Genomic DNA, 3,770 nt, shown 5'->3' with positions numbered 1-3,770 from the left:
TGATCCCGGCCATCTACTACATCCGGGTCGGGCTGCAGATTCCATCAGATTTACCCCGGGCCGAACCGGATAACCGGGCCGGCTCATTCACCCCCGAAGGAGAAAAATTATGACCAGACACCTGTTGAAAATTCCGCTTTTGTTTCCACTGCTTCTGAGTAGCGCCATGCTGCCGGCGGCCGCGCAGGATCGCTCATCAGGCAGAATGATGATCGACGGCGGCATGATGGGTGGCGGCCTGTTCGGCACGGTGTTCATGCTGCTTGCTGTGCTCCTCCTCCTGCTCGGGATCGCTGCCCTCATCAAATATCTGAGGTCGAAATAATAGTCCCGTGTCCATCCACCCTATTCCCCCGTCCCGGCGCGCATCGGGGGCCTCTGTTGAAAGCCGCGCCTGACAATCAAAAAGGAAGAAAACGATGAAAACCCTCGTCAGAAAGACAGCAGTCACAGGCGCAATCCTCGGACTGGCCCTGATTGGTCCGGCGCTCGCCCAGGAGGCCGGCATGAAAATGGACAGCATGAAAGACATGGACATGTCCGGCATGAGCTGCTGCGGCGACATGGCGCCCGGCTTTGGCGTCATTAACGGCGTCGATCTGGATGCCCGAACCGTCAATATTTCACACGATCCGATCAAGAAGATCGGCTGGGGTGAAATGACAATGGACTTCGAGGTCGGCGGAATGGTTGCGCTCGACAAATTCGAGAATGGCGACAACGTCCATTTCATGCTCAAGCAGGACGACAGCGACAATTATGATATCGCCATGATGATGCCGATCGGCGGCGATCCGGATGCTTTCAAACTATCCATGATGTCGATGATGAAAGGCAAAGGCATGATGGACTGCAACATGGCCGGACACGGATCCATGTCCGGCATGTCAGGCAAGGATCATGACGACACCGATCACTAGCCGGTCCTCTGTTTCAAGCAAAAAATTCGTAAATCAGGTTCCGGCCGCGTTCCGCGGCCGGAATGCCTGCGTCTCCCGATTAGTTCACCAGGAAATCCCAATGACTCAAAGAATTCTGATTACCGCCTTCTTGTTAGGTTCCGCTTCCCTGACAGCCTGCAGTGACCCCGAAAGCCGAACGCCGCCAGCATCCGGCCCTGCGGATCAGACCAGGCCTGAACCGTTCGAACAGGCAGATGAAGCTATGCCCGGCGATACTGGACGGGCCACGGGCAGGATCACATCCCTTGATCGCGACGACGGCCGGGTCACCATCGACCATGGCCCTTTCGAAGGCATCGCCATGGGCGCGATGACCATGAGTTTCGCTTTAATGGGCGATCTTGAGCTGACTGACCTCTCTGAAGGCGATGACGTGATCTTCCAGGTCAAACGGGGCCGGGACGGTTCTCATCGCATCATGGAAATTTGCAGCATTCCCGCGAATGGCCGCGACTGCCCGGACCAAGAAACAGTCTATCCGCACAACCCTCCAGATCAGTAAGGCGGCATACTCCGGCACTGTCCCCGATCGAGCTAAAGGGAAGACGATAAAGACCCGTTTCGCCATAGTGTCAAACTGGCATGCGCGGACCAAAAAGAATAACCGCAGCCCCGATCAGACAGGTTACAACCCCTATCAGATCCCAGCGGTCGGGACGAATCCCCTCAATGGTCCATAGCCAGATGAGCGAGGAAGTTATGTAAACCCCACCATAGGCGGCATAGGCGCGCCCGGCTGCAGACGCTTCCACCAGTGTCAGCAGCCAAGCGAATACAACAAGGGATATCATCCCCGGAACCAGCCAGAAAGCGGACTTTCCAAGCCGCAGCCAGGCCCAGAATGCAAAACAACCGGCAATTTCGGCGGTTGCCGCGCCAGCATAGATCAACAACGTCGCGCGAATATCCATGGCTGGGACGTTTCCTGATCTGGCTGGACTGGCGAGGCCCCGTTGCGGTTAAAATTGGTTTCAGCCTGCGCAGCATGAAAGCTTCGCCACGTCCTTGTCGAACGTCTGTGCCGCCAATTTTAACCCTTCAACAGTTGTCAGGTATGGAAAAATTGTCTCGCCAAGCGCCTTGCTCGTCATGCCGAACTTCAACGCCATAGCCAGCGTCTGAATCGCATCAGACCCTTCGGGCGCCGCGATCTGTCCGCCCAGGAGGCGGTCGGTCTTCGCATCCGCGACCAGCTTGATGACGCCGCGGGTATCGCGGGCGGCGGCGGCGCGTGCCACGTGGTCCAGCGTCAGCACGCTGGCCTTGACGTCATGACCGGCTGCCTTCGCCTGCACCTCGGAAAGGCCGACGCCGGCGACCTGCGGATCGGTGAACACGACCCAGGGCATGGCCCCATTGTCATAGCGCAAATCCTGAAGCCCGAGCGCATTGTTGGCCGCCACCTTGGCCCCATAAGCGGCCATGTAGACGAACTGGTCGCGATCGGTGACATCACCCGCTGCCCAGACGCCAGGCCGTGTTGTGGCCATGTCGGCTCCGACCTTGATCGATCCGCGCGCATCGGTCTCGATGCCGAACTCGCGCAAGCCGAGGTCTTCAGAATTGGCAACCCGGCCTGTGGTGGCCACAAGCCGCTGCGCGAAGAGGGTCACAGGCTTTCCACCCCGTTCGATTGTCAGCGTGACGCCGCCGTCACTCCGTCTCACCGATCGGTAGGACAGGCCGGTCTCGACCGCGACCCCCTCAGCCTTCAACGCGTCGGTCAACGCCTTGGCCACTTCCGGTTCCACGCCGGGCAGAAGGCGAGAACGCGTGACCAGTGTAACCTTGACGCCCAGCCGCGACGCCATCTGCGCCAGTTCACAGCCAATATAGCCGCCGCCCAGTACCAGGATGCTTTCGGGCTGATCGGGCAGGCTGAGAAGGTCCCAGGAATCCAGCGCCTCCACGGTCTCGATCCCGTCAATTTCCGGCAAGAAAGGGCGCGAGCCGGTGGCGATCAGAACCTTCGGTGCAGCGATGATCCGCCCGCCGACCTCAATCCCACCTTCGATCAGGCGTGCGGCACCTTCCTCGATATAGGTGACATTCTCATAGGAAGGCAGCAGGTCGATGTATTTTTTCTGGCGCATCTCGTCGACCAGATCGGCCGTGCCCTTGACGACCGCCGACCAGTCCACGCTCTGCGCACAGGGCTCAATGCCCGGAAACCGTGCCGCCGCTGTACCAGCATGCACCGCTTCACCGGCCCGTATCATCGCCTTGGACGGCACGCAGCCGACATTGACGCAGGTGCCGCCGATGGTGCCATGCCCAACCATGGCCACGCGCCTGCCGGCCTCGGCCGCGCTAATCGAAGCCGAAAACCCGGCCGAGCCAGCACCTATGACGATGAGGTCATAGCTGTCGTCGCCGTTTTTATTGACGGAGCAGCAATCGCCTGTCTTTACGGTTTGATTCATTATTTCTTCCTTGGCTTGTGACCAGGCATGGCGACGCGGCCTCGATCAAGTATTCAAAATCACACCATCGACCCGATGTCGGAGGCGTGGCCGGGATCAGGTTGAGGCCGCTTTCGCCGCATTCGCCTGCGGCGAAGACCGCGGGATCGCTCGTACGCATCGATGTGTTCACCTGGATGCCCCGCCGAGTGCACTCGGCGCAGGCAGCTTCAAGGTTCAGCCTGTCCATTTTTGGTACCCGGCCGGGGCTGAGGCACATGCTCATTGATGCAAAACAAGAAGGTGTCGCAATGACGGTACCGGCCAGACCCGTTATCAGCAGTTTTCGGTCAGTCCATTTTGACATCAAAGTGAAAGCCTTGTGTGAAAATCTGACGATGTATGC

Annotated in this window: 6 protein-coding genes; 3 read left to right on the top strand and 3 right to left on the bottom strand. The window is 58.9% G+C overall.

The window, feature by feature from the left end; translation table 11 throughout:
* Positions 1–109: 109 nt before the first annotated feature.
* The 3 genes from O4G74_RS15980 (at position 110) to O4G74_RS15970 (ending at position 1,464) form a co-directional block, all read left to right on the top strand.
* The gene (locus tag O4G74_RS15980; protein ID WP_013301490.1) at positions 110–325 is read left to right on the top strand and encodes a hypothetical protein; all 216 of its coding nucleotides are present in this window, start codon (positions 110–112) and stop codon (positions 323–325) included.
* A gap of 94 nt (positions 326–419) precedes the next feature.
* Complete coding sequence (locus O4G74_RS15975) at positions 420–920, top strand: copper-binding protein (RefSeq protein WP_034813602.1); 501 nt, start codon at positions 420–422, stop codon at positions 918–920.
* Positions 901–1,464, top strand: a complete 564-nt coding sequence (locus O4G74_RS15970; RefSeq protein ID WP_112063341.1) for a copper-binding protein — start codon at positions 901–903, stop codon at positions 1,462–1,464. The genes O4G74_RS15975 and O4G74_RS15970 overlap by 20 nt, the downstream gene beginning before the upstream one ends.
* A gap of 70 nt (positions 1,465–1,534) precedes the next feature.
* Here the strand turns inward: O4G74_RS15970 and O4G74_RS15965 are convergent, their stop codons facing one another.
* The 3 genes from O4G74_RS15965 to O4G74_RS15955 are packed head-to-tail and all read right to left on the bottom strand — an operon-like array spanning position 1,535 to position 3,644.
* Positions 1,535–1,873 (bottom strand): YnfA family protein, encoded by a 339-nt coding sequence (locus O4G74_RS15965; protein ID WP_013301493.1) that lies wholly within the window; start codon positions 1,871–1,873, stop codon positions 1,535–1,537.
* Between the two features lie 60 nt (positions 1,874–1,933).
* Positions 1,934–3,385 carry a mercury(II) reductase gene (gene merA / locus O4G74_RS15960; RefSeq protein ID WP_269403512.1) on the bottom strand — a complete coding sequence of 484 codons (1,452 nt, stop codon included), beginning with the start codon at positions 3,383–3,385 and terminating at the stop codon, positions 1,934–1,936.
* Positions 3,342–3,644 (bottom strand): FAD-dependent oxidoreductase, encoded by a 303-nt coding sequence (locus O4G74_RS15955; protein ID WP_269403513.1) that lies wholly within the window; start codon positions 3,642–3,644, stop codon positions 3,342–3,344. The genes merA and O4G74_RS15955 overlap by 44 nt, the downstream gene beginning before the upstream one ends.
* Positions 3,645–3,770: the final 126 nt, after the last annotated feature.

It is taken from the genome of Henriciella marina, from assembly GCF_027213945.1.
In the GTDB taxonomy this organism is placed as follows: Bacteria; Pseudomonadota; Alphaproteobacteria; order Caulobacterales; family Hyphomonadaceae; genus Henriciella; species Henriciella marina_A.
The sequence above is the reverse complement of the archived record's forward strand: the minus strand, read 5'-3'. Positions and strand labels throughout refer to the sequence as shown.

Coding starts and splice junctions, on each gene's coding strand:
- O4G74_RS15975 (WP_034813602.1), top strand. CDS start 420: ATGAAAACCCTCGTCAGAAAGACAGCAGTCACAGGCGCAATCCTCGGA.
- O4G74_RS15955 (WP_269403513.1), bottom strand. CDS start 3,644: ATGTGCCTCAGCCCCGGCCGGGTACCAAAAATGGACAGGCTGAACCTT.
- O4G74_RS15965 (WP_013301493.1), bottom strand. CDS start 1,873: ATGGATATTCGCGCGACGTTGTTGATCTATGCTGGCGCGGCAACCGCC.
- O4G74_RS15980 (WP_013301490.1), top strand. CDS start 110: ATGACCAGACACCTGTTGAAAATTCCGCTTTTGTTTCCACTGCTTCTG.
- merA (WP_269403512.1), bottom strand. CDS start 3,385: ATGAATCAAACCGTAAAGACAGGCGATTGCTGCTCCGTCAATAAAAAC.
- O4G74_RS15970 (WP_112063341.1), top strand. CDS start 901: ATGACGACACCGATCACTAGCCGGTCCTCTGTTTCAAGCAAAAAATTC.